Origin of the sequence: Mesorhizobium sp. M0227, from assembly GCF_040321855.1 — a bacterium.
Lineage (GTDB): Bacteria > Pseudomonadota > Alphaproteobacteria > Rhizobiales > Rhizobiaceae > Mesorhizobium.
The window spans coordinates 272,669-291,492 of record NZ_JAMYSJ010000004.1; the positions used below are offsets into that span (position 1 = coordinate 272,669).

The following is an 18,824-nucleotide window of genomic DNA, read 5'->3' on the forward strand; positions in this document are numbered from 1 at the left end:
TTTCAGGGCTGCCGCAGATGGCAGCCTGCCTGCCGCTTCTGTTCCAGATACTCGTCGACAAGCTGGCGGTAGCGCACCTTGCCGAAGCTGGGGAAATGGCCGCCATGCACCACCGAGACATCGAGGTCGCGCATACACAGCAGCGTGGCGACATAGTCACCGACAACCGAGTGGTAGACGTCGTCGATCAGCGGGCCGTCATAGATGATGTCGCCGGATAACAGGATGCCCGTCCTGTTTTCGTAAAGCGCGATGCCGCCGGGTGAATGGCCGGGCGTGTGGATCACCTCGAAGGCCCGGTCGCCGAGATCGACGATATCGCCATGGTCGAGCAGACGGCCGGCGGGTGCGGGTAAAATGCCGTAGCGCGCCGTGTCCCAGCCTTGCGGCATGCGATCGAACATCTCGTCGGTCGCATAGGTGCCGGCTGCCGTCCATTCGTTGCGCGGATCGGCGAGGATGTCGGCCTCGGCGGCGTGTACGCAGCGGTCCGGAAATTCGTGATGGCAGCCGATATGGTCGAAATGCGTATGGCTGGCGACGCAAATCAGCTTGCGCTCGCTGACCAGCGGCACATGACGCCGAAGGCTGAAATGGCCGAGCCCAGTGTCGAAGAGGAGATCGCGGTCGCGGCCGCGCACATGCCACATGTTGCAGCGGAAGAACGGCTTTATCCATGGCTCGTGGATCAAGGTCACGCCATCGCTCATGCGGATGGTCTCGTACCAGTCTGGTGCCTCGATGACCGCGAGCGTGCCCATTTCAATCCGTCAGCAGAATGATCTGGTCGGTATCGCACGAAACGGCAACCGTGTCGCCCGGCCGGACGGTAGCTATCGCGGGCAGCCTGGCGATGAAGTGAAGCGAGGGGTCTTCGACGGAGACGGCGAGCACGCGTTTGAAGCTGCCCTGGAAAACGATGTCGCTCACTCTGGCAGTACCGAGTTTGACGCTGCCTGCAGCCGTGCCGAGCACAAGATGCTCCGGTCGTATGGCCAGCACAACGCCAGAGCCCACCGGCAAGGCGCCGGGTACCGAGACCGGCCCGACCGGCGTCGCGACAGTGCCTGTCCGGTCCCCGGCCTCCGTGACCGTGCCGGCAAGGATCGTGCTTTCGCCCATGAAGGTCGCCGAAAAGCGTGTCGCCGGCCGTGCGTAGACGCGCTCGGGCGGGCCTTCGTCCTCGATGCGCCCGTCATTCATCACCACGCAATGGTCGGCCAGCGCCATCGCTTCTTCCTGGTCGTGGGTGACGTGGATGAAGGCGGTGCCGACGCGCTTCTGGATTGCTTTCAACTCGTCCTGCATCTGCCGGCGCAATTTGAGGTCGAGCGCGCCGAGCGGCTCGTCGAGCAGAAGCACCGCCGGCTCGATCACCAGCGCCCGCGCCAGAGCTACGCGCTGCCGCTGGCCGCCGGAAAGCTGGTGCGGTTTCTTGTCGAAAGCAGCGGCGAGACCAACCAGGGCCAGCGCCGCGCGCGCCTTTGCCGCCCGCGTCGCGCCATCGACCCCCTGCATGCGCAGGCCGAAGCCGACATTGCTGCCGACACTCATATGCGGGAACAGCGCATAGTCCTGGAACACCGTCGTCGTCGGGCGCTTGGCCGGCGGCACGGACGTGCAGTCCTCGCCACGGATGAACACCTTGCCTTCGCTGGGCGTGACGAAGCCGCCCAGAATGGACAGTAGCGTCGTCTTGCCGGAGCCCGAGGGCCCGAGCAGGATCGTGTAGCTGCCGGGCTCGATCTGCAGCGAAACGTCCTTCAGCACCGTATGCTGGCCGAAGCGATGCGAGACGGAGCGAATATCGACCAAAGGCGCAGTCATGCCTTTCTCCTGCGCAGCAATGTCAATTCGAACAGCACGACCAGCACGATGGAAACGGCGAAAACCAGCGAGCCGACGGCGTTGGTCTTCGGGTTGAGGCCGGAACGCAGCAGGTTCCAGATTTCGACCGGCAGTGTGGTGTCGAAGCGGGTGAGCAGGAAGGAGATCACGAACTCGTCCCAGGAGAAGGTCATCGACAGGAAGAAGCCGGCGAAGATGGCCGGCGCCATGACCGGCACGGTGATCAACAGCAGCACCTTCCATTCCGGCGCGCCGAGGTCGCGCGCGGCGCGTTCGATGTTGATCTGGTGGCCGCCCATCTGGCTGTAGATGATGGCAAAGCACAGCGGCAGGTTGATCACGACATGGCCGATCCCTGCCGCAAGCAGCGATTTCGGCAAGCCGGCCCAGTTGAACAGCACCAGCAGCCCCATGCCGATGATGAGATAGCTGACCGTCAGCGGCAGCGTGATCAGCCCGCGCAGCAGGCCGGAGCCCGGCAGGACGAAACGGGCAAAGCCCCAGGCGGATAGGAAACCGAGCGTGGCGGCGGCGAGCGACGAGATGGACGCCACCAGCAGCGAATTGACCAGCGCCGAGGTCAGCCTGACGTCGGAGAGCACCGCGTCGTACCAGCGCAGCGATGGGCCGGTGAAGGGCGGGATCGGAAACGACGTCACCTGCAGTGAAAACAGCACCAGCACGATCACCGGCAGGAAGATGAAGCCGTAGATCAGGACGGCGTAGAGCCAGGAGGCGATGCGGACAATCCTGCGCATCTCAGGCCCGCTCGATCTTCAGCCAGCGGGCGCAGGCGAGGTAGGCAATGGTGACCACCGCCATCAGGATGATCGACAGCGCCGAGGCCAGCGGAAAGTCGCCGCGCCGGCCGATCTGCATCATCACCAGCTGCGGCATCAGCAGCTCGTTGTTGCCACCCAGGATCTGCGGCGTGATGTAGTCGCCGATGCACAGCACGAAGGTGAGGAAGGCGCCGACCATGATGCCGGGCAAGGTCAGCGGCAGCACGACATGCAGGAAGGTGCGCACCGGCCCGGCGCCGAGATCGGCGGCTGCCTTGCGGTAGCTCGGGCTGAGTTGCTTGAGATTGGCGAAGATCGTCAGCGTCAACAGCATGACGAAGAAATGCACGAAGCCGGTGACGGTGGCGAAACGAGTGTTGGCGAGTTGCAGCGGCTCGCTGAACAGGCCGGAGCCGGTGAGCGCCCGGTTGAGCACGCCATTCTGCGCCAGCACCAGCAGCCAGGAGTAGGAGCGCACGACATAGGAGGTCCAGAACGGCAGCACCGCCAGCATCAGCGCCAGCCGCTGCCAGCGTTCCGGCACCTGTTCGGCGAGAATCCAGGCAAAGGGATAGGCGAGCAGCACGGAGATCACGGTGACGATGGCGGTGACCTGCAGCGAGTTCACCATCGCCTGCCAGTAGGACGGATTGGTGAAGAACTGGCTGTAGTTGGACGCCGTGAAACCGCCGCCCTCATGCGCCGTCAGGCTGGAAAACCCCATGGCGATGAAGGGCAGCACGAAGAACAGCAGCGTCCAGCCGAGCGCCGGCGTGACCAGCGCCCAGGGCAGGGCCGCCCGGGGCAGGGGGTTATTTGCCGAGCTGCTCATGAGCGGTATCGGCTCATTTCGCCTGCAGCATTTCGGTCCACATGTCCTGCATCTTCTTGTCGAGATCGGCACTCGGCGCCGGATAGGCCTGGGCGCGCGCCAGGAAGCCCGGCTGCTCGTCGAAACGCAGGACCTTCTTCTGGTCGTCGGTGAGCGCTGCCTTGGTGTTCGCCGGCATGCCCCAATAGCAGGACGAGGTGGCAAGCCGCGCCTGGCCCTCCGGGCTCATAATGTACTGGATGAACTTCAGCGCCATGTCCTTGTTCTTGGAATCCTTGAACATGGCCAGCGACTGCGACCACAGCACCGCACCCTCCTTGGGGATGGAGAAGTCCAGCGCGGGGTTCTCCTTGGCCAGGCCCGCCGTCACCCATTCGCCACCGCCGACCAGAATGTCGACCTCGCCGGTCGCCAGCGCCGTCTGGCTGGCGGTCACTTCGCCGACCAGCTTGGCGTTCGCCTTCATCTTCAAAAGCTCGTCCTTGAGGGCGGGCAGGTCGGCTTCGGTGAGATCGGCCGTCTTCTTGCCGATGGCCAGCGCGGCCATGCCGATGACCGGCAGATAGTAGTCGTAGATGGCGACCTTGCCCTTGTACTTGTCGCCGGTCAGCGCGGCCATCGACTGCATGTCGGCCGGGTCGACCTTGGTCTTGTTGTAGCCGATCGTGTTGTAGCCGAATTTCTCGGTAATGCCGTAGCGTTTGCCGCCGACGACGGTGGAGCCGTCCATCTTCACCTGCGGGAACAGATCGGCCAGTGGCAGCTTGTCTTCCGGCAGCGGCTCGAACAGGCCCTTTTCGACGCCGCGCGGTATGTCGATGCTGTCGATCACCATCACGTCCCAGTCGCCCGGCTGCGACTGTTCGACGATGGCCAACCCGGCGCCGGTGCCCTCGAATTCCTTGACGTTGACCTTGACGCCATTGGCCTCCTCGAACGGCTGCAGCAATGCCGGATCGGCATGATCGCACCAGATCAGCGCGTTGAGGTCGGCGGCCCGGGCGGCGCTGCCGGCTCCGAGCAGCAGCGTCGTGGCGGCGCACGCTGCATGCAGATGGCTCTTCAGGATGGAAAGCGGATTCCTGGATGTAGGTTTAGCGGACATCGAGTGTTCTCCCTTGCCTTTGTGGCTTCTTGCAAAAAATTGAACCAATTCTAAAATTGAGTCAATTCTGTTTTTATGGCAAGAGGCTGATATGAGCGGATTGCGGGCAAGGCAAAAGGCGGACCGGCACAGGCGCATCATCGAGGCGGCGGCGGAACTGTTTCGCGAGGCCGGCTACGAAGGCGCCAAGATCGAGGCGATCGCCGCCCAGGCCGAGGTCTCGGTCGGCACCATCTACAATTACTATGAAAACAAGGGCGACATCCTCGGCGCCATCGTCTCGCTGGAGGTCAACGAGGTGCTGAATGCCGGTCAGGGCGTCGTCGCCCGGCCGCCGGCCAATGTCGGCGACGCGCTGGACACGCTGATCGGCATCTATATCGAGCATTCGCTGCACTATCTCAGCAAGGAGATGTGGCGGCAGGCGATGGCGATCTCAACGCAACTGCCCGATAGCCCCTTCGGCCAAGCCTACACCGCGCTCGACCGTGCTCTAACCGAACAGATCCGCGCCCTGATCGTCCGCCTGCAAGCGCTCGGCCTTGTGCGGCAGGACATCGACGGGGCAGCGCTCGGCGAACTGATCTTCAACAACATGAACATGATGTTCATCGAATTCGTGAAGCGCGATGCGGCGAGGATTGCGGAATTGCGGGCGGCGGTACGGAGGCAGAACAGGATTCTGGTGGCGGCGATTGCGGTGTGAGTGGCAGGAAAGGGCAGGAGCAAGCGTTGCTTCCGCATAAGACCGGTTTCAGATGCAGGTCGGCTCTTGAGTTGAATTTAAAACCTGATACAACTTATAGGAGCAAAAACGGGAGGGGTAAATGGGGGCGTTTTCCATCTGGCATTGGGCGATACTGCTGCTGTTGATCGGCGTGCCTGTTTTCTTTGCGGTTCGATCGGCCGCGAAGCCATCACAGAACCCTGAGGCTCTTGTGGGCTTCGGCGGCTGGCTGATGCTGCTGGCTATCGGTCAGACATTGTCACCGCTGCGCACACTCGCCGACTTCGCCAATTCGGCCGACGGCTACCAGCAACTCATGACCCTCCCGAACGGACCCCTGGCGGTATGGCGAGGTTGCCCTCAATCTGGCATTTCTGGCGCTTCAGCTGGTCGTGCTCGTTTCGATGTTGCGGCGAAGCCGCCGCTTTCCGCAATTGTTTCTGCTCCAGTGGCTGGCGATTCCTGTCGTTTTCATCCTGGACACGATCTGGGTTGCGTCAGTTCTGGGCGTTCCGGTGAGCCTGGTGCTCGCAGGCGACGCGCTGGTGGCCCCCATAGTCTCGTTTGTGCTGACAGGGCTCTGGGTCGCCTACGTCTACAAGTCCGTCAGGGTCCGGAACACGTTCACCGGGGTTGGGGCATCCACCCAGGTCGCGAGCGTGTCATAAAAGACAGCAAACTTGGAATATTTGGAGCATCACGGGCTCGGCGAACTGATGTTTATCGAATCCGTGAAGCGCGAGGGGGGAGAACCCGAACTGCGCGCGGTGATCGGCAGGCAGAATCGGATTCAGGCAGACGCGCGTCCTGCATGAGGTGCTGTTAAACGCGGTGCGGGAAGTCACCGGGAAGGAAGTCGAGTTCATCCGGTGGAACATTACTGGGCCGGTGCCTCCTACGGCGGGGTAGAACCGACTGGAAAGGCGACGGCTGTGCCCCATAACGGGTCAAAAAGTCTGGCATCTAAATTGCTGTGACAGGTATGGGGTGGGCGAGAGCCCGTCGCTTCGCAAATGGAGCGGCGGGTCTACTCTACCAGCGACTGTCGAATGGCCACGGCAGCAGAATGTACCCGCTTGTCAGCAGAAGCTGACGGAACAACCGTGCGCGCACAAAGTTGGATTGCAGGAAGCACCGCATGCCGGCTTCCGCAGCCCGTTTCGTGTCACCGGCAATGTGGGCGGGACGGGCTGTTTTGCGTTGGTGACTACTTGTGGGTGATCCAATCCAACAGGCCAACGTCGATCTGCTCGCACCCGACATATTCGCGGACCAAGCTCTCAGCCAAATCGCGCCATTGACATTCAGGCACGCTCATATCCCTGACCAGGGCTCGAAATGCAGAGCGAAGAATATCAGCATCGAAGGCGGAGACGGAAGCAGGAGTCGGGCCCGGATCTTCCCACCCCTGGGCCATGTCATCGCGGTGACGTTGGCGGAGGCGCTTGAGCAGTTCGCGCGAGGCCTCGATTGCGCGCCGGGAGTGATCCATATCACGGCGAAACGAGGCAGTTCCGGCCAGGGAATGGTGCCGCAACCGAAAGCTGGTTTCGATAGCCGCGCGTGCGACTTCCATATGCGTTTCAACCATCGCGGCCTCCCTTGCTGCGAAGGGATTTATTTACTCTCTTCTCACGCGTGACCCAAGAAGGATTCAACGTACGGTTTGATACGCAAGGGCCGCGCGCAGATGGGCGCGGATCGCGGCGGCGTCTCTAACGAGCATTCGGGCGTGAGTAAGCTGTTCAAACAAGACGTGCATTCGCGCTCGCTCATGGAATCCGCTGTTACCAAGCTCAACGGGATATTACGGGCGTGAAGCCGGTAACTGCCGAGGTCACCCGTTGGAAGTTGATGGGCCTGGGGGCCTTGGGCGTCACTGGCATGGCTGCGGCGGCGCCGGCCTCGCTTGTCACAGCCTATTGGGCGGATATCTGGCGCGTGCTGCGGGGCGGGTGATTGATATCACGCGGCAGGGGCCAATGCCTCATCTATTTACCGTGCGGCTCCAACCTTTGGCGGTCGGCCTCAGCGGCATGCCAATCTCGGTCAATCGAACCTTCTGCTGCCTTGTGGAAATATTGAGAACACACGAGCCAGCCTTTAAGGGGTCGAAGCAACAATATGCATGCCCCGATGGTCAGGGGCAGGCTTGTGAGAATGTGTATCCAGAAAGGTGGCTCGAACCGCAACTGAAGCCAAAGAGCAAAGGCAAGGGCCGGGAATGCAACTATCGACATTGAGAAAAATGCAGGCCCATCAGCCGGGTCGGCAAAGGAAAAATCGAGCCCACAGACATCACAACGTGGAGCAAGCTTCAGGTAACCTGCGAACAGGTGTCCCTGCTGACACCGTGGGCACTGGCCCTTGAAACCGGTCAGGATCGGGTTTGTGGTTTCGTTGTAGTCAGTCATGACCGGCAACGCGGCAGACTCGGCATAGTTCCGGTCCGCTGTGGATGGGCGCCCTTAGCGCGATGTCATCCAGGACAGGAGGCGGGAGCTCGACGAACTGCCAATGCGGGTTGGAAAAAGCGGCAGCGTGCCCGCTGCCGGTCGAGGCACCCAAGCCCCGGCCGGTCCGCCTCTGCCCGGAAGTGGGGGCGGCCCCACTGAAACTCCGATTTTTGGTCAAGGGAACCTGGTTCTGAAAATGAAGTTTGGTTGTTAGCTTGGCTTAGCCCCCCGGCCAAGTGGTCTCGAGGCAGGGCCCGTCATTGCTGATCAGTGACGGGCCTTCGCGTCGACGCTGCTACGCCAACCCTCTGCCAATGACGCAACCGCCAAGGCCTTGTTTGGGTCCGACTAAAGCCCGATGCCGAGGCGCAAAGGTCTGACCCCTGAAACAACACAGCCTTTTCGACATTTGGAACGTGGCCGTCGATCATCGTCCCTTCATCGCCGGTTCGTTGATTACCCGCCACGGCTCGCTTGGCGTGGCGGGTAATCATTCACGGAGAGCGCATGCAGCTTGGCCAGATCATTGCGAACGCATTTGCAGCGGGTTTGGTCGCCGTCCTGATAGCAGTCGCGTTCCTGATCTTCGGAAAGCCGCTCTGGCCTGAACGAAACGTCCGGATGGTAATCATCCCGCCCGTCCATCGAATGACGACCACCGCCATTCACAATACGGGACCCGACCTGCCAACCAAGTTTGATTTGAACATTGTGCGGCCGAGACCGCTTACCAATGAAGGGACATGAGGGCTGCCCGATGATTTAGGGGTTCTTAGCGGCAGCGCGCCCCGCGCTGCTGATCGAAGAAAAGCAACCTTGGTCGGACCCGCATCGGTACTCACCCAAGTGGTCCGGGCCTACTTGATGGAACATCAGGTAATGCTAATGGTTATGGCTTGGCAGGCTGGTGCCCCCGGACGGAATCGAACCGCCGACCTTCGGTTTACAAAACCGCTGCTCTACCAGCTGAGCTACAAGGGCACGGCGCTCCGGTTAGCATATTTGTTGCGCCAGTAAAGACAAAACTCCGTTTTTCTCGGCATGCGGCATAGGCCGTCGGCGAGGGGCATCCTGAAAAGCGCCGGATTGCTTCCTACATGTGGGCAAGGTGCAATCGCTTCGAGCTGGGGTGTCGCATGATCAGATTTGTCATCATTCTCCCAATCATCTTCGTGGCCTGGATGCTGCTGGTGAAGATCATCAGCGATGTGAAGAAGGCCAATGTCGACTGGACCGGCGTGACCACCATCGTCGGTTTCATCGCGCTGGCGTTTTGGCTGCGTCACGTCACCGGCATGGGATGAGGGTGAAGAGAGTGAGTAGGGAGTAGGGAGTAGGGAGTAGGGAGTAGGCAGTAGGCAGTAGGCAGTAGGCAGTAGGGGAGTCGCAACCCGTAGTCTGCGTTTCCCCAATCCCTAATTCCCAGGACCTATTCCCTCGTCCCCGGCCGCCGCTCCACAAAAAATCTGCAAAACCTTTCGAACCTTTTGCCGCGTCGCGCCGACTGATGCTCAGGGGCGAATGGGTCGCCTCGATCAAAAGATCCAGGAGATCATCATGTTCAAGCGCACTCTTACCTCAGGCCTCGTCGCCATCTTCGTCGCCACCGGCGCGCTCGCCGGCACTGTCGGCACGTCGTCAGCCCACGGCATGCACGGCCATCACCACAACTACAACCATCACAAGAAGCACTTCAAGAAGTACTGGTGGAAGCACTACAACCATCACCACAACCATCACCACAGGCATGGCAGGGTGATCATTTTCCTTTGATGGAGGGACCCAATTTCCCAAAAGGGCGGCTTCGGCCGCCCTTTTTGCGTTGGGCGATCACTTTGTGAAGTGGGGACGGCAAAGCTGCCGATCTCCCCCTTTGCGGGGGAGATGTCCGGCAGGGACAGAGGGGGGTGTGAAGGATCACCGGCTTCCCCATGAACTTTCTCTATTTGTCCGTGCGGTTGCCTCGCCCTGATTGGTTGACAAGCTGGCGGGACAGCACCCCCCTCTGCCCTGCCGGGCATCTCCCCCGCAAGGGAGGAGATCAGCCGCATCAACTTCTTCGCCAAGCTCTCGCAAGGTCGCCGTCAGCATGACCTCGGTCGATCCGATTTCCCCGTTCCAGAAAAATCGAAAAAAGATTCGAACCTTTTTCCTGGCCGCGACGACAGATGATCAAGAGGCGGATGGATCGCCTCGGTCAACGAAGCAAGGAGATCGTCATGTTCAAGAACACACTCGTTTCCGGCCTTATCGCCACCGCCGTCGCCGCCGCCACGCTGGCCGGCACCGTCCAGCCCTCGGCCGCCCACAGCCATCACCACAACCGCGAAATCGGCATCGGCATTGCCGCCGGCGTCGGCGGCTTCGTCCTCGGCAGCCTGCTCGCCCAGCCGCGTACCGTCTATGTCGACGAAGGCGGCGGCTCGTGGCACGTCCGCCGCTGCTATGACCGCTACCAGAGCTATGATGCGGACTCCGACACCTATCTCGGCCACGACGGCTATCGCCACTACTGCCGTCTTTGAGAGGAGGAGGCGTTTCAATCAGCCAGAAGAGGGGCGCCCCGCAGCCCCTCTTTCGCTGTGCTTGAAACGATCGGACCGTCAGGTCGCCCTGATGCCGCCGATCATCCGGGTCACCTCGGCCGCGGCATCGCGCACCAGCGGGCCGATCTCGGCCAACCGCTCCGGCGTCACCCGCACCGTTGGCCCCGACACCGAAACGCCGCCAATCGGCTCGCCGAATTCGTTGAAGATGGCGGCTGCCACGCAGCGCATGCCGGGATGCCGCTCCTCGTCGTCGACCGACCAGCCGCGCAGCTTGATCCGCGCCAGATCGTGGGCAAGCGCCGAAATGTCGGACAACGTCCTGTCGGTGAAGCGCTGCAGGCCTGCCTTGCGCAGGATGGTTCCGACGCGCTCCGGCTCGAGATGCGCCAGCACCGCCTTGCCGATGCCGGACGCATGGAAGGGGCTGCGCGTGCCCGGCCGGAAGAAGGCGCGGATCGCCTGGTGCGTCTCGACCTGGCTGACGAAGACCACGCAATCGTCCTCGGCGACGCCGAGATTGGCGGTCTCGCCGGTTCTTTCCATCAGCTCCTGCATGACGACACGGGCGCGGTCGACCAGCTTGCGGCGGCGCAGGAAGGCCGCGCCCATGCGGTAGGTCTCGACGCCGATCGACCAGAGCTGGTCTGATGTGTCGAATTCGACCATGCCGTGGTTTTGCAGCGTCGTCAGCATGCGGTAGGCGGTGGAGGCGGCAAGGCCGCTCTGCGCAGAGATCTCGCTCAGCGACAGGCCGCTGCCTTCCGCGACAATGGCCAAGATGCGCAGCGCCCGGTCGAGCGACTGCACCGAGCTGGCCTCTGATGGCCCGTTGAAAGCGCGCGGCCGTCCGCGCTGGCGTTTTTCGGTGGTTTCCATGCAGTCAATCTCGGCCGGTTTCGCCAAATGCACAATGAAAAAGTTTTTCACTACGTTCGCGGGTCGGATTCCTGGAAAACAGAAAATCAAATAAAATCAAGAAAATGACGCCGTTATCTAGAAATGAAAAAATATTCTGAAAAAATTGAAAAATAACCGGCGTGCTGACATCCTTGGCCAATCCAACAATGACAAACCCGTGGAGGGCTGGAAAATGGCCAGGATGCGCGCTGTCGATGCCGCGGTTCTCGTTCTCGAAAAGGAAGGCATTTCCTGCGCTTTCGGCGTGCCGGGCGCGGCGATCAATCCGTTCTATTCGGCAATGAAGGCGAGGGGCACGATCCGCCATGTGCTTGCCCGTCACGTCGAGGGCGCCTCGCACATGGCGGAAGGTTTCACCCGCGCCAAGGCGGGCAATATCGGCCTGTGCATCGGCACGTCGGGTCCAGCCGGCACCGACATGATCACCGGGCTCTATTCGGCCGCCGCGGATTCCATTCCGATCCTGTGCATCACTGGTCAGGCGCCGCGGGCGCGGCTGAACAAGGAGGATTTCCAGGCCGTCGACATATCAGCCATTGCCGCGCCGGTCGCCAAATGGGCAGTCACCGTCATGGAACCCTACCTCGTCCCGATGGCGCTGCAGAAGGCGTTTCACCTGATGCGCTCGTCACGTCCCGGCCCGGTGCTGATCGACCTGCCGGTCGACGTGCAACTCGCCGAAATCGAATTCGACATCGACGCCTATGAGCCGTTGACGCCGTTCAAGCCGGCCATGACGCGCGCCCAGGCCGAAAAGGCGTTGACGATGCTCAACGCCGCCGAAAAGCCGCTGATCGTCGCCGGCGGCGGTATCATAAACGCCGATGCGTCCGATCTGCTCATCGAATTCGCCGAGATTTCAGGCGTGCCGGTCATCCCGACCTTGATGGGCTGGGGAGCGATCCCCGACGATCACCGGCTGATGGCCGGCATGTGCGGACTGCAGACCTCGCACCGCTATGGCAATGCGACGATGCTGGAAGCCGACTTCGTCTTCGGCATCGGCAACCGCTGGGCCAACCGCCACACCGGCTCCGTCGATGTCTACACCAAGGGCAAAAAATTCATCCATGTCGACATCGAGCCGACGCAGATCGGCCGTGTCTTCGCGCCGGATCTCGGCGTCGTTTCGGATGCCGGTGCCGCACTGAAGATGCTGCTTGACGTCGCCACCGAATGGAAGACGGCGGGCAAGCTGCGCGACTGGTCCGGCTGGGCTAAGGAATGCCGGGCCCGCAAGAAGACGATGAAGCGCAAGACGCATTTCGACCAGGTGCCGCTGAAGCCGCAGCGTGTCTATGAGGAGATGAACAAGGCGTTCGGCCGCGACGTCACCTATGTCACCACGATCGGCCTGTCGCAGATCGCCGGCGCGCAGTTCCTGCATGTCTACAAGCCGCGCAACTGGATCAATTGCGGCCAGGCTGGCCCGCTCGGCTGGACCTTGCCGGCAGCCCTTGGCGTTCGCGCCGCCGATCCCGATCGCACCATCGTAGCGCTGTCGGGCGACTATGATTTCCAGTTCATGATCGAGGAACTGGCGGTCGGCGCACAGCACAAATTGCCCTATCTCCATGTCGTCGTGAACAACGCCTATCTCGGCCTGATCCGCCAGGCGCAGCGTGGGTTTTCGATGGACTTCGAGGTCGATCTTGCCTTCGAGAACATCAACCGGGCAGGCGATCCCGAGGCCGGCTACGGCGTCGACCACGTTGCCGTCGCCGAGGCCATGGGCTGCAAGGCGGTCAGGGTGCGCAAGCCCGAGGAGTTCGCCGGTGCCTTCAAGGAGGCCCAGCGGCTGATGAAGGAGCACCGGGTTCCGGTCGTGCTCGAATTCATCCTCGAACGCGTCACCAACATCTCCATGGGTACCGAGATCGACAAGATCACCGAATTCGAGGAGCTTGCCGAACATCAGGAAGATGCGCCGACAGCGATCGTGATGTTGGATTAGGAGAAAAAGAATGCCACGGTTTTCAGCCAATCTTTCGATGCTCTTTGGCGAGCATGAGTTCCTTGACCGTTTCGATGCCGCCGCTCGCGCCGGCTTCAAGGGCGTCGAATATATCGGCCCCTACGACCATGCGCCCGATGTCGTCGCGGCCCGGCTGAAGAAGAACGGCCTCACCCAGGTGCTGTTCAACCTTCCGGCAGGCGACTGGGGCAAGGGCGAACGCGGCATTGCGGTGCTGCCGGACCGTGTGCCGGAATTCCGCCAGGGCATCGCCAAGGCGATCACCTATGCGCAGGCGCTCGGCTGCCAGCAGGTCAATTGCCTGGCCGGCATCGCGCCGGCCGGCGCCGACCGCAAGGTGCTGGAGGATGTCTTTGCCGAAAACCTCGCCTTCGCGGCGGAAAAGCTGGAGCAGGCCGGCATCAGGCTGCTGATCGAGCCGATCAACACGCGCGATATTCCGGGCTTCTTCCTCAACTATTCCGATCAGGCGCTGGCGCTTATTGACCGCGTCGGCTCGAAAAACCTGTTCCTGCAATACGACATCTATCACATGCAGATCATGGAGGGGGATCTCGCCCGTACCATCGAGGCAAATCTCGACCGCATCGCGCATATCCAGCTTGCGGACAATCCCGGCCGTCATGAGCCGGGGACGGGCGAGATCAATTTTCCCTTCCTCTACGGGCATATCGACCGCATCGGTTATGCCGGATGGGTCGGGGCTGAGTACAAGCCGAAGGCCGGGACGGAGGCTGGCTTGGGGTGGCTTCGGGAGTTGGCCGGGCAGGGAAGTGCTGCGGCGTAAGCACTAGAGGGGGCGTTTCACACAGTCATTTGGAGAACCACAATGGAAACCATCGGCTTCATCGGCCTTGGCATCATGGGCGCACCGATGGCAGGGCATCTGCTGGACGCGGGCTATCAGGTCATCGCCAGCGACCATCGATCGAAACCCTCGGCCGATCTCGTCGCCAAGGGGCTGAAGTCAGTCACTGGCCACGCCGCCGTGGCCAAGGCTGCCGACATCATCATCACCATGGTGCCCGACACGCCACAGGTGGCCGATGTGCTGTTCGGCGACAATGGCGTCGCGTCCGGCCTGTCGAAGGGCAAGCTGGTCGTCGATATGAGCTCGATCTCACCGATCGAGACCAAAATGTTCGCAAAGAAGATCAACGATCTCGGCTGCGACTATCTCGACGCACCAGTCTCGGGCGGCGAGGTCGGCGCCAAGGCGGCGTCGCTCACCATCATGGTCGGTGGCGAGGAAAAACCCTTCGAGCGCGCAAAACCCATCTTCGAGAAGATGGGCAAGAACATCACCCTGGTCGGACCGAATGGCGTCGGCCAGACCACCAAGGTGGCCAACCAGATCGTCGTTGCGCTGACCATTGAAGCCGTCGCCGAAGCGCTTGTTTTTGCATCGAAAGCCGGCGCCGATCCGGCCAAGGTCAGGCAGGCGCTGATGGGCGGGCTGGCGGCTTCGCGCATTCTGGAAGTGCATGGCGAGCGCATGGTCAAGCGCACCTTCGCGCCTGGTTTCCGCATCGAACTGCACCAGAAGGATCTGAACCTCGCGCTGGAGGGCGCGAAGGCGCTCGGCGTTTTCTTGCCCAACACCTCGACGACTCAGCAGCTGTTCAATTCCTGCGCGGCCAATGGCGGCGCCAAGGAGGATCATTCGGCGCTGGTCAGGGCGCTGGAGCGGATGGCCAATTTCGAGGTCGGCAGCGAGGCCGACGCCAGGGGCAAAGCGGCATAGGTCAGGAGAGGGCGGCGCAACGTTCCCAAGCCGCAAACTCCTGGCCCGTCGAAGAACGGGTTCCGGCGTCTGTCGGGACCCGTTTCTCGTTTCGAGATATTTTTGGCTTAGAGCATTCCACCGTTTCACGGAAATGGCGAAATGCTCTAACTCTTTGTCTTGACGCAATTCTGGAAGGAAAACCGCTTCACACTTTTCCTAGAATTGCTCTAGCCGCGCTTCAAAAATGTCCGCGCCACGTAAAGGCTGATCGCCGCGGCATTAGACACGTTGAGCGAATGGATGGCGCCGGGCATGTCGAGCCGAGCCAGCGTCGTCACCGTCTCGCGGGTCTTCTGGCGCAGGCCCTTGCCTTCGGCGCCCAGCACCAGAGCGATCTTTTCCCCGGCAAAGCTCTTTTCGAGCTCGGCCGGCGCGTCCGAATCAAGCCCGATGGTGCGGAAGCCCGCCTCGTGCAGCTGGCCGAGCGCGTCGGCGAGGTTCTTCACCTCGATCTGGTCGATGTGCTCCAGCGCGCCGGAGGCGGATTTCGCCAGCACGCCCGATTCCTGCGGGCTGTGGCGGGCCGTGGTGATCAGCGCGCCGGCGCCGAAGGCGACCGCCGAGCGCAGGATGGCGCCGACATTGTGCGGGTCGGTGATCTGGTCGAGCACCAGCACCAGCTTCGCGTCGCCAAGCGCATCGAGCCGCTTGGCTTTCAGCGGCTCGGCCTCGATCAGCACACCCTGATGCACGGCGTCCGACCCAGTGATCTTGTCGATGTCCCTGGGTTCGACCAGTTCCGTCTTGAAGGGCAGGGCGGCGAGATCGGCGATTTCCAGTCGCTCGGCCGCATTGCGCGTCACCAGCATCCTTCTGATCTTGCGGCGCGGATTGTCGAGTGCGGCGCGCACCGTGTGCAGGCCGTAGAGCCGCACAAGGCCATCCCCGGCATTTTCGCCCGGCGGAACCGGCTGTCGAGGCCGGAACGCCGGCGCGCCGCCGCTTTTCTCGTCGCGATAGGCGCGGCGCAGCTTGGCGTAATGGGTGTCTTTGGGGGTGTTGGTTTTATCGCTCATGGCTGGCTTCTATAGCGGTGTCCTCCGGCCAAGGATATGGCCCGCCGCCACAGCCGGCGAACAGAAACGAAAAACCATGGTTGCGCGGTTGACACCCAATGGGCTTGCCGCCATAAGGCGCTGCGCTGGTTTCGGAGAACACATAACTCGGGTCCGGATCGGCGTGAATGCCTCGTTGCATGGCTCCGGCGGCAGACTGGAGAGGTGCCCGAGTGGTTAAAGGGGACGGACTGTAAATCCGTTAGCTTAGCTTACGTTGGTTCGAATCCAACCCTCTCCACCACTGCCGGCCCGGAAGCCCTGAAACGTGACAAGAATCGGACCGAAAAGTGCATGGCGCTTTTCGGATGAATCCGGTACTTCAGGAACGGCGCGGGTATAGCTCAGTGGTAGAGCAGCAGCCTTCCAAGCTGAATATGCGGGTTCGATTCCCGCTACCCGCTCCAGATAACTACCTGAAAATCCTATAAATCACCAAACTGGAAATGAGCCGCGTCACTTTTTGGCGCCAACGTTTGTTGAACCAGAGACCTACAGGGAATCTGAAAAAACTCATTTTTATCGGGCTGTGGCGAGTGATTTGAACCCTTGCCTTCCCATACCCTCATCCCTGTCAAGAGGCCTGCTGTAGAAGCTCCAAGTGCCCGCAAAGCCGTGTGGACCGTTCCATCGCTTCGACAGGAGCCTTCTCAAGCGGTTGCCGTATGCAGACATGAGCCGCAAATAGCCTTTCCATAGTAAGGCATTCATGTGCCCCTCCTGAAACGTCTCTTCGGCCGACCAAGGCCCGACCCCTCATCAACAATGAAGCATTCGGGCGGAATTTCAAGCTGGCTTGAGGTTTTGACAATCCTATGAAAATGTCGGCTGGCGAGGGGATGGAGAGGAAAAAATGGGTATCATCAGCTGGATCATTCTGGGCGCCATTGCCGGCTTCCTGGGCAGCAAGATCGTCAACAAGACCGGCCAGGGCCTGATCATGGATATCGTCCTCGGCATCGTCGGCGCTATTGTCGGCGGCGTGATCTGCAGCCAGATCTTTGGCGTGGGTGTCACCGGTCTCAACATCTCCAGCCTGATCGTCGCGGTGGTTGGGGCGGTGGTCGTGCTGTGGGCCTACCATCAGTTCAGCGCAAGGCGGACGCTTTAGGCACCTGCGGATCGTCTGAGGTTTCGAGTTTCCGAAGGCAAGACCGGCTTCAGGCCTGTACGTGCAGCGGCTCGTCTATGGCATCAACACTGCATCGGCGGCGACGAAAAAGATCAGCGTTCCGGCGATGAACACCGCCCAGCCGACAAGCGACTTGCGGATAGCGGCCTTGTGCTCGGCGTCGGAGCTCTTGTTCTGGTCAAAATCGGTCACGGGGAACTCCCTTGGCTGATTGATCATCTCGTCGTCGATCGAACTATGCTTCGCCGACTAGACGATCTTTTTCGGCGCGGCAACTGCTCATCCGCGCATGCGTGGATGCGGAGGCTCCAGGTCTTTGTTTATGCATGTCGTTCTCCCAAATCCGGGGCACTTTTGGGCGACATGCATCAGGCGACGACGGCCAGCCGGCGCTGACGCTGATCCAGCGACACGATGGTCAGCCCGCTGCCGACCACCAGCAGGATGCCACAGATCGCCAGTGTGTTTGGGAATTGCCCGAACACCAGCAGGCCCGAAATCACCGCCCAGACGGTGAAGCAATAATAGAACGGTGCCACGGCGCTGGTCGGTCCGACGCGATAGGCCATGAAGATGAAGAAATGGCCGAAGATCAGGAAAAATCCAGCACCCGCCATCAGCAGCAGGTGATGTGCCCCGGGCATGACCCAGCGCTCGGAAACCAGATGCGCGGCGCCGGCGCCGATCAGCACCACCACGACCGCGGAAATCGCCACGATCATCCCCGGCACCTCGGCCGCGACCCGCCGACCGGCAAGGTCGCGCGCTGCCGCAAATGTGGCATTGCCGAGCGCCAGCAAGGCGTAGACCGAAATGCCTTGCATGCTCGGCTGCGCCACCATCAGCGCTCCGACGAAGCCGAGCCCGATCAGCGCCATGCGCCGGCCGCCGATCCGTTCGCCAAACAGGATCGAGGAGCCGACCAGCATCAAGAGCGGCGTGATCTGGCCGAGCGCGGTGGAATCGGCGATCTGCATGTTGGCGAGCGCGACGACATAGCAAAGGATCGCCGCCAGCTCGAGCACGTTCCGGCTCAGTACGCGCTTGTCGAAGATCAGCGGGATCTGCTTGCCGTAGCCCAGCGCGAACAAAAGCGGGAAGCCCCAGAGGGCTGCCGCGGCACCCCGCAGAAACAGCACTTCATAGGACGGCAGGCCAGCCGTCGCGAGCTTCATCATCGTGTCGTTGACGAGATACGATCCCGTCGAGACGATCATGAACAGCGGGCCGCGGATCGAGGCAGGGATGAAATGCATCCGGCCACAAGATCAGAGGCGGGTGGTGGCGGCAATGGTCCATGGCCTGGCCATGATTCAGACAGGGCCGGGCAAGCAAGCCAGCGCTTTCGCGGCCTCGATCGGTCGGCCCGCTACCCCTTCATTTTGCCCAGAGCCTTCCTATATCAGCGTCATATCCCCGCAATCGGATCGATGGTTCGGACTGAGTGAGACGGCACCCGGCCAAAAGACGCTTGTGTTTTTTGGCCTTTGTCGCTAATCGCCCCGCATTCGACTGAACTGAAGGTCTTCGACCGAACTGAAGATCCGGGCCGTCCAAGGAAAGAGACAATGGCAAAAGGTAAATTCGAGCGTAACAAGCCTCACGTGAACATCGGCACGATTGGCCACGTCGACCATGGCAAGACGTCGCTGACGGCGG

At 61.4% G+C, this 18,824-nt stretch carries 23 protein-coding genes and 3 tRNA genes; 14 read left to right on the forward strand and 12 right to left on the reverse strand.

The features are described from left to right. Positions 1 to 2: 2 nt before the first annotated feature. From NKJ00_RS08740 to NKJ00_RS08760, 5 genes are read right to left on the reverse strand one after another with little or no spacing between them, the layout of a single operon-like run. Positions 3 to 761 (reverse strand): MBL fold metallo-hydrolase, encoded by a 759-nt coding sequence (locus NKJ00_RS08740; RefSeq protein WP_352629453.1) that lies wholly within the window; start codon positions 759 to 761, stop codon positions 3 to 5. Position 762: 1 nt separating this feature from the next. Continuing rightward, positions 763 to 1,827, reverse strand: coding sequence for an ABC transporter ATP-binding protein (locus NKJ00_RS08745; protein WP_352439946.1), 1,065 nt, complete (start codon positions 1,825 to 1,827; stop codon positions 763 to 765). Next, the gene (locus NKJ00_RS08750) at positions 1,824 to 2,606 is read right to left on the reverse strand and encodes an ABC transporter permease (protein ID WP_352629456.1); all 783 of its coding nucleotides are present in this window, start codon (positions 2,604 to 2,606) and stop codon (positions 1,824 to 1,826) included. The genes NKJ00_RS08745 and NKJ00_RS08750 overlap by 4 nt, the downstream gene beginning before the upstream one ends. 1 nt (position 2,607) lies before the next feature. Next, positions 2,608 to 3,462 carry an ABC transporter permease gene (locus NKJ00_RS08755; RefSeq protein WP_128305855.1) on the reverse strand — a complete coding sequence of 285 codons (855 nt, stop codon included), beginning with the start codon at positions 3,460 to 3,462 and terminating at the stop codon, positions 2,608 to 2,610. Between the two features lie 13 nt (positions 3,463 to 3,475). Then, entirely contained in the window at positions 3,476 to 4,567 is a 1,092-nt protein-coding gene (locus tag NKJ00_RS08760) for a polyamine ABC transporter substrate-binding protein (protein WP_352629458.1), read from the reverse strand. Between the two features lie 91 nt (positions 4,568 to 4,658). On the opposite strand from NKJ00_RS08760, the gene NKJ00_RS08765 reads away from it, so the two are divergent. Both NKJ00_RS08765 and NKJ00_RS08770 read left to right on the forward strand, forming a co-directional pair. After that, a complete protein-coding gene (locus tag NKJ00_RS08765; protein ID WP_352629460.1) occupies positions 4,659 to 5,273 on the forward strand; it encodes a TetR/AcrR family transcriptional regulator in 615 nt (204 codons plus the stop codon). Positions 5,274 to 5,686: 413 nt separating this feature from the next. Continuing rightward, positions 5,687 to 5,962, forward strand: a complete 276-nt coding sequence (locus tag NKJ00_RS08770; RefSeq protein WP_352629462.1) for a DUF2569 family protein — start codon at positions 5,687 to 5,689, stop codon at positions 5,960 to 5,962. 539 nt (positions 5,963 to 6,501) lie between these two features. On the opposite strand, the gene NKJ00_RS08775 is transcribed toward NKJ00_RS08770, so the two are convergent. Further along, positions 6,502 to 6,885 carry a hypothetical protein gene (locus NKJ00_RS08775; RefSeq protein ID WP_128305851.1) on the reverse strand — a complete coding sequence of 128 codons (384 nt, stop codon included), beginning with the start codon at positions 6,883 to 6,885 and terminating at the stop codon, positions 6,502 to 6,504. Positions 6,886 to 7,109: 224 nt separating this feature from the next. Here NKJ00_RS08775 and NKJ00_RS08780 point away from each other — a divergent pair, with 224 nt between their 5' ends. Continuing rightward, positions 7,110 to 7,253, forward strand: a complete 144-nt coding sequence (locus NKJ00_RS08780) for a DUF1515 family protein (protein ID WP_352556259.1) — start codon at positions 7,110 to 7,112, stop codon at positions 7,251 to 7,253. Positions 7,254 to 7,285: 32 nt separating this feature from the next. Here NKJ00_RS08780 and NKJ00_RS08785 read toward each other — a convergent pair whose 3' ends face one another. Continuing rightward, entirely contained in the window at positions 7,286 to 7,708 is a 423-nt protein-coding gene (locus tag NKJ00_RS08785) for a DUF983 domain-containing protein (protein WP_127291340.1), read from the reverse strand. 549 nt (positions 7,709 to 8,257) lie between these two features. Here NKJ00_RS08785 and NKJ00_RS08790 point away from each other — a divergent pair. Next, complete coding sequence (locus NKJ00_RS08790; protein WP_127291337.1) at positions 8,258 to 8,497, forward strand: hypothetical protein; 240 nt, start codon at positions 8,258 to 8,260, stop codon at positions 8,495 to 8,497. A 158-nt stretch (positions 8,498 to 8,655) separates the two neighbouring features. Here the strand turns inward: NKJ00_RS08790 and NKJ00_RS08795 are convergent. Next, a tRNA-Thr gene (locus NKJ00_RS08795) sits at positions 8,656 to 8,731 on the reverse strand. 155 nt (positions 8,732 to 8,886) lie between these two features. On the opposite strand from NKJ00_RS08795, the gene NKJ00_RS08800 reads away from it, so the two are divergent. The 3 genes from NKJ00_RS08800 (at position 8,887) to NKJ00_RS08810 (ending at position 10,275) form a co-directional block, all read left to right on the forward strand. Continuing rightward, the gene (locus NKJ00_RS08800) at positions 8,887 to 9,054 is read left to right on the forward strand and encodes a hypothetical protein (protein ID WP_352629464.1); all 168 of its coding nucleotides are present in this window, start codon (positions 8,887 to 8,889) and stop codon (positions 9,052 to 9,054) included. Between the two features lie 253 nt (positions 9,055 to 9,307). Next, on the forward strand, positions 9,308 to 9,523 hold the full coding sequence (locus NKJ00_RS08805) for a hypothetical protein (protein ID WP_023812096.1): 216 nt from the start codon (positions 9,308 to 9,310) through the stop codon (positions 9,521 to 9,523). Between the two features lie 446 nt (positions 9,524 to 9,969). After that, positions 9,970 to 10,275, forward strand: a complete 306-nt coding sequence (locus NKJ00_RS08810; RefSeq protein ID WP_352609700.1) for a BA14K family protein — start codon at positions 9,970 to 9,972, stop codon at positions 10,273 to 10,275. 78 nt (positions 10,276 to 10,353) lie between these two features. Here the strand turns inward: NKJ00_RS08810 and bhcR are convergent, their stop codons facing one another. Beyond that, on the reverse strand, positions 10,354 to 11,175 hold the full coding sequence (gene bhcR / locus NKJ00_RS08815; protein ID WP_127295745.1) for an HTH-type transcriptional regulator BhcR: 822 nt from the start codon (positions 11,173 to 11,175) through the stop codon (positions 10,354 to 10,356). A gap of 214 nt (positions 11,176 to 11,389) precedes the next feature. Here bhcR and gcl point away from each other — a divergent pair, with 214 nt between their 5' ends. The 3 genes from gcl to NKJ00_RS08830 are packed head-to-tail and all read left to right on the forward strand — an operon-like array spanning position 11,390 to position 14,936. Then, complete coding sequence (gene gcl, locus NKJ00_RS08820; protein ID WP_352629468.1) at positions 11,390 to 13,171, forward strand: glyoxylate carboligase; 1,782 nt, start codon at positions 11,390 to 11,392, stop codon at positions 13,169 to 13,171. A gap of 10 nt (positions 13,172 to 13,181) precedes the next feature. Then, the gene (gene hyi / locus NKJ00_RS08825; protein WP_352629471.1) at positions 13,182 to 13,979 is read left to right on the forward strand and encodes a hydroxypyruvate isomerase; all 798 of its coding nucleotides are present in this window, start codon (positions 13,182 to 13,184) and stop codon (positions 13,977 to 13,979) included. 42 nt (positions 13,980 to 14,021) lie between these two features. Continuing rightward, positions 14,022 to 14,936, forward strand: a complete 915-nt coding sequence (locus NKJ00_RS08830) for a 2-hydroxy-3-oxopropionate reductase (RefSeq protein WP_352629474.1) — start codon at positions 14,022 to 14,024, stop codon at positions 14,934 to 14,936. Between the two features lie 209 nt (positions 14,937 to 15,145). Here the strand turns inward: NKJ00_RS08830 and rlmB are convergent, their stop codons facing one another. After that, the gene (rlmB, locus tag NKJ00_RS08835; protein WP_352629476.1) at positions 15,146 to 15,994 is read right to left on the reverse strand and encodes a 23S rRNA (guanosine(2251)-2'-O)-methyltransferase RlmB; all 849 of its coding nucleotides are present in this window, start codon (positions 15,992 to 15,994) and stop codon (positions 15,146 to 15,148) included. A gap of 198 nt (positions 15,995 to 16,192) precedes the next feature. Between rlmB and NKJ00_RS08840 the strand changes: the two genes are divergently transcribed. The 3 genes from NKJ00_RS08840 (at position 16,193) to NKJ00_RS08850 (ending at position 17,144) form a co-directional block, all read left to right on the forward strand. Then, positions 16,193 to 16,277: transfer RNA gene (locus NKJ00_RS08840), tRNA-Tyr, on the forward strand. Between the two features lie 89 nt (positions 16,278 to 16,366). Beyond that, positions 16,367 to 16,440, forward strand: a tRNA-Gly gene (locus NKJ00_RS08845). Between the two features lie 446 nt (positions 16,441 to 16,886). Continuing rightward, positions 16,887 to 17,144, forward strand: a complete 258-nt coding sequence (locus NKJ00_RS08850) for a GlsB/YeaQ/YmgE family stress response membrane protein (protein ID WP_023812088.1) — start codon at positions 16,887 to 16,889, stop codon at positions 17,142 to 17,144. A gap of 75 nt (positions 17,145 to 17,219) precedes the next feature. Here the strand turns inward: NKJ00_RS08850 and NKJ00_RS08855 are convergent, their stop codons facing one another. Beyond that, positions 17,220 to 17,357, reverse strand: coding sequence for a hypothetical protein (locus NKJ00_RS08855; protein WP_164778452.1), 138 nt, complete (start codon positions 17,355 to 17,357; stop codon positions 17,220 to 17,222). A 176-nt stretch (positions 17,358 to 17,533) separates the two neighbouring features. Then, complete coding sequence (locus NKJ00_RS08860) at positions 17,534 to 18,421, reverse strand: DMT family transporter (protein ID WP_352556237.1); 888 nt, start codon at positions 18,419 to 18,421, stop codon at positions 17,534 to 17,536. A gap of 312 nt (positions 18,422 to 18,733) precedes the next feature. On the opposite strand from NKJ00_RS08860, the gene NKJ00_RS08865 reads away from it, so the two are divergent. After that, on the forward strand, positions 18,734 to 18,824 hold a 91-nt coding region (locus NKJ00_RS08865; RefSeq protein ID WP_032908143.1), incomplete at its 3' end, for a GTP-binding protein.

Excerpts from the sequence above, each read along its gene's own strand:
- NKJ00_RS08740 (WP_352629453.1), bottom strand. The coding sequence starts at position 761 with ATGGGCACGCTCGCGGTCATCGAGGCACCAGACTGGTACGAGACCATC.
- NKJ00_RS08745 (WP_352439946.1), bottom strand. The coding sequence starts at position 1,827 with ATGACTGCGCCTTTGGTCGATATTCGCTCCGTCTCGCATCGCTTCGGC.
- NKJ00_RS08750 (WP_352629456.1), bottom strand. The coding sequence starts at position 2,606 with ATGCGCAGGATTGTCCGCATCGCCTCCTGGCTCTACGCCGTCCTGATC.
- NKJ00_RS08755 (WP_128305855.1), bottom strand. The coding sequence starts at position 3,462 with ATGAGCAGCTCGGCAAATAACCCCCTGCCCCGGGCGGCCCTGCCCTGG.
- NKJ00_RS08760 (WP_352629458.1), bottom strand. The coding sequence starts at position 4,567 with ATGTCCGCTAAACCTACATCCAGGAATCCGCTTTCCATCCTGAAGAGC.
- NKJ00_RS08765 (WP_352629460.1), top strand. The coding sequence starts at position 4,659 with ATGAGCGGATTGCGGGCAAGGCAAAAGGCGGACCGGCACAGGCGCATC.
- NKJ00_RS08775 (WP_128305851.1), bottom strand. The coding sequence starts at position 6,885 with ATGGTTGAAACGCATATGGAAGTCGCACGCGCGGCTATCGAAACCAGC.
- NKJ00_RS08785 (WP_127291340.1), bottom strand. The coding sequence starts at position 7,708 with ATGACTGACTACAACGAAACCACAAACCCGATCCTGACCGGTTTCAAG.
- NKJ00_RS08790 (WP_127291337.1), top strand. The coding sequence starts at position 8,258 with ATGCAGCTTGGCCAGATCATTGCGAACGCATTTGCAGCGGGTTTGGTC.
- NKJ00_RS08800 (WP_352629464.1), top strand. The coding sequence starts at position 8,887 with ATGATCAGATTTGTCATCATTCTCCCAATCATCTTCGTGGCCTGGATG.
- NKJ00_RS08805 (WP_023812096.1), top strand. The coding sequence starts at position 9,308 with ATGTTCAAGCGCACTCTTACCTCAGGCCTCGTCGCCATCTTCGTCGCC.
- NKJ00_RS08810 (WP_352609700.1), top strand. The coding sequence starts at position 9,970 with ATGTTCAAGAACACACTCGTTTCCGGCCTTATCGCCACCGCCGTCGCC.
- bhcR (WP_127295745.1), bottom strand. The coding sequence starts at position 11,175 with ATGGAAACCACCGAAAAACGCCAGCGCGGACGGCCGCGCGCTTTCAAC.
- gcl (WP_352629468.1), top strand. The coding sequence starts at position 11,390 with ATGGCCAGGATGCGCGCTGTCGATGCCGCGGTTCTCGTTCTCGAAAAG.
- hyi (WP_352629471.1), top strand. The coding sequence starts at position 13,182 with ATGCCACGGTTTTCAGCCAATCTTTCGATGCTCTTTGGCGAGCATGAG.
- NKJ00_RS08830 (WP_352629474.1), top strand. The coding sequence starts at position 14,022 with ATGGAAACCATCGGCTTCATCGGCCTTGGCATCATGGGCGCACCGATG.
- rlmB (WP_352629476.1), bottom strand. The coding sequence starts at position 15,994 with ATGAGCGATAAAACCAACACCCCCAAAGACACCCATTACGCCAAGCTG.
- NKJ00_RS08850 (WP_023812088.1), top strand. The coding sequence starts at position 16,887 with ATGGGTATCATCAGCTGGATCATTCTGGGCGCCATTGCCGGCTTCCTG.
- NKJ00_RS08860 (WP_352556237.1), bottom strand. The coding sequence starts at position 18,421 with ATGCATTTCATCCCTGCCTCGATCCGCGGCCCGCTGTTCATGATCGTC.